This is a genomic window from Aeromonas sp. Y289-2 (genome assembly GCF_027705925.1).
GTDB classification, from domain to species: domain Bacteria; phylum Pseudomonadota; class Gammaproteobacteria; order Enterobacterales; family Aeromonadaceae; genus Aeromonas; species Aeromonas veronii.
Genome location: NZ_JAPDCH010000038.1, coordinates 1786 through 4766, shown reverse-complemented (window position 1 = coordinate 4766; position 2981 = coordinate 1786). Strand labels below are relative to the sequence as shown.

General features: G+C 52.5%; 1 rRNA gene. It reads right to left on the bottom strand.

Annotated features, from left to right (window positions below):
• Nucleotides 1-2825 (bottom strand): 23S ribosomal RNA (locus OKC43_RS21540); the annotation flags it as partial.
• Between the last annotated feature and the right edge of the window lie 156 nt (nucleotides 2826-2981).

Genomic DNA, 2981 nt, shown 5'->3' with positions numbered 1-2981 from the left:
CCTATCAACGTTGTGGTCTCCAACGGCCCTTTAGGACCCTCAAGGGGTCAGGGATGACTCATCTCAGGGCTCGCTTCCCGCTTAGATGCTTTCAGCGGTTATCGATTCCGAACTTAGCTACCGGGCAGTGCCACTGGCGTGACAACCCGAACACCAGAGGTTCGTTCACTCCGGTCCTCTCGTACTAGGAGCAACTCCCTTCAATCATCCAACGCCCACGGCAGATAGGGACCGAACTGTCTCACGACGTTCTGAACCCAGCTCGCGTACCACTTTAAATGGCGAACAGCCATACCCTTGGGACCGACTTCAGCCCCAGGATGTGATGAGCCGACATCGAGGTGCCAAACACCGCCGTCGATATGAACTCTTGGGCGGTATCAGCCTGTTATCCCCGGAGTACCTTTTATCCGTTGAGCGATGGCCCTTCCATTCAGAACCACCGGATCACTATGACCTACTTTCGTACCTGCTCGACCTGTCCGTCTCGCAGTTAAGCTGGCTTATGCCATTGCACTAACCTCCTGATGTCCGACCAGGATTAGCCAACCTTCGTGCTCCTCCGTTACTCTTTGGGAGGAGACCGCCCCAGTCAAACTACCCACCAGGCACTGTCCGCGAGCCCGATTCAGGGCCCTGCGTTAGAACATCAAACATACAAGGGTGGTATTTCAAGGACGGCTCCAGCGCAACTGGCGTCACGCCTTCAAAGCCTCCCACCTATCCTACACATGTAGGTTCAATGTTCAGTGCCAAGCTGTAGTAAAGGTTCACGGGGTCTTTCCGTCTAGCCGCGGGTACACCGCATCTTCACGGCGAATTCGATTTCACTGAGTCTCGGGTGGAGACAGCATGGCCATGGTTACACCATTCGTGCAGGTCGGAACTTACCCGACAAGGAATTTCGCTACCTTAGGACCGTTATAGTTACGGCCGCCGTTTACCGGGGCTTCGATCAAGAGCTTCGCTTGCGCTAACCCCATCAATTAACCTTCCGGCACCGGGCAGGTGTCACACCCTATACGTCCACTTTCGTGTTTGCAGAGTGCTGTGTTTTTGATAAACAGTCCCAGCCATCTGGTCACTGCGACTCCCGACAGCTCCATCCGCAAGGGACTTCACCATCAAGAGCGAACCTTCTCCCGAAGTTACGGTTCTATTTTGCCTAGTTCCTTCACCCGAGTTCTCTCAAGCGCCTTGGTATTCTCTACCCGACCACCTGTGTCGGTTTGGGGTACGATGACTTGTAATCTGAAGCTTAGAGGCTTTTCCTGGAAGCAGGGCATCAATGGCTTCCACACCGTAGTGTGTTCGTCTCGTGTCTCAGTGTTGTGTCTCCGGATTTGCCTAGAAACACCACCTACGCACTTTCACCAGGACAACCGTCGCCTGGCCCACCTAGCCTTCTCCGTCCCCCCATCGCAATTACAAGTCGTGCAGGAATATTAACCTGCTTCCCATCGACTACGCCTTTCGGCCTCGCCTTAGGGGTCGACTCACCCTGCCCCGATTAACGTTGGACAGGAACCCTTGGTCTTCCGGCGAGGAGGCTTTTCACCCCCTTTATCGTTACTTACGTCAGCATTCGCACTTCTGATATCTCCAGCATACCTCTCGATACACCTTCGCAGACTTACAGAACGCTCCCCTACCACTCACACATAAGTGTGAATCCGCGGCTTCGGTGCCTGGTTTGAGCCCCGTTACATCTTCCGCGCAGGCCGACTCGACTAGTGAGCTATTACGCTTTCTTTAAATGATGGCTGCTTCTAAGCCAACATCCTAGCTGTCTGAGCCTTCCCACATCGTTTCCCACTTAACCAGAACTTTGGGACCTTAGCCGGCGGTCTGGGTTGTTTCCCTCTTCACGACGGACGTTAGCACCCGCCGTGTGTCTCCCGGATATTACTTACTGGTATTCGGAGTTTGCATGGGGTTGGTAAGTCGGGATGACCCCCTAGCCCAAACAGTGCTCTACCCCCAGTAGTATTCGTCCGAGGCGCTACCTAAATAGCTTTCGGGGAGAACCAGCTATCTCCGAGTTTGATTGGCCTTTCACCCCCAGCCACAGGTCATCCCCTAACTTTGCAACGTTAGTGGGTTCGGTCCTCCAGTTGATGTTACTCAACCTTCAACCTGCCCATGGCTAGATCACCCGGTTTCGGGTCTACACCTTGCAACTATACGCCCAGTTAAGACTCGGTTTCCCTACGGCTCCCCTATACGGTTAACCTCGCTACAAAATGTAAGTCGCTGACCCATTATACAAAAGGTACGCAGTCACCCCGAAGGGCTCCCACTGCTTGTACGTACACGGTTTCAGGTTCTATTTCACTCCCCTCACAGGGGTTCTTTTCGCCTTTCCCTCACGGTACTGGTTCACTATCGGTCAGTCAGGAGTATTTAGCCTTGGAGGATGGTCCCCCCATATTCAGACAGGATGTCACGTGTCCCGCCCTACTCGATTTCACATCAAGGTTGTTTTCGTGTACGGGGCTATCACCCTGTATCGCCGGCCTTTCCAGGACCGTTCCACTAACTTCCAAGATGCTTAAGGGCTAATCCCCGTTCGCTCGCCGCTACTGAGGGAATCTCGGTTGATTTCTTTTCCTCGGGGTACTTAGATGTTTCAGTTCTCCCGGTTCGCCTCTGTTACCTATGTATTCAGTAACAGATACCCGAGTTATCTCGGGTGGGTTTCCCCATTCGGAAATCTGTGAGTAATAGCGTCTCTTACCGACTTCTCACAGCTTATCGCAGGTTAGTACGTCCTTCATCGCCTCTGACTGCCAAGGCATCCACCATGTACGCTTAGTCACTTAACCATACAACCCCAAGAAGTGTCGGTGAAACCGGCACAGCCTGTTGTCGTACAACAAGGACCAAATAAAATTTGGTTTTCGCCAAGAAGTTTCCAAAGCACTTGTAACAAATGTTTGAGAACTACTTTTTAAATCAGCTTTCCAGATTGTTAAAGAGCA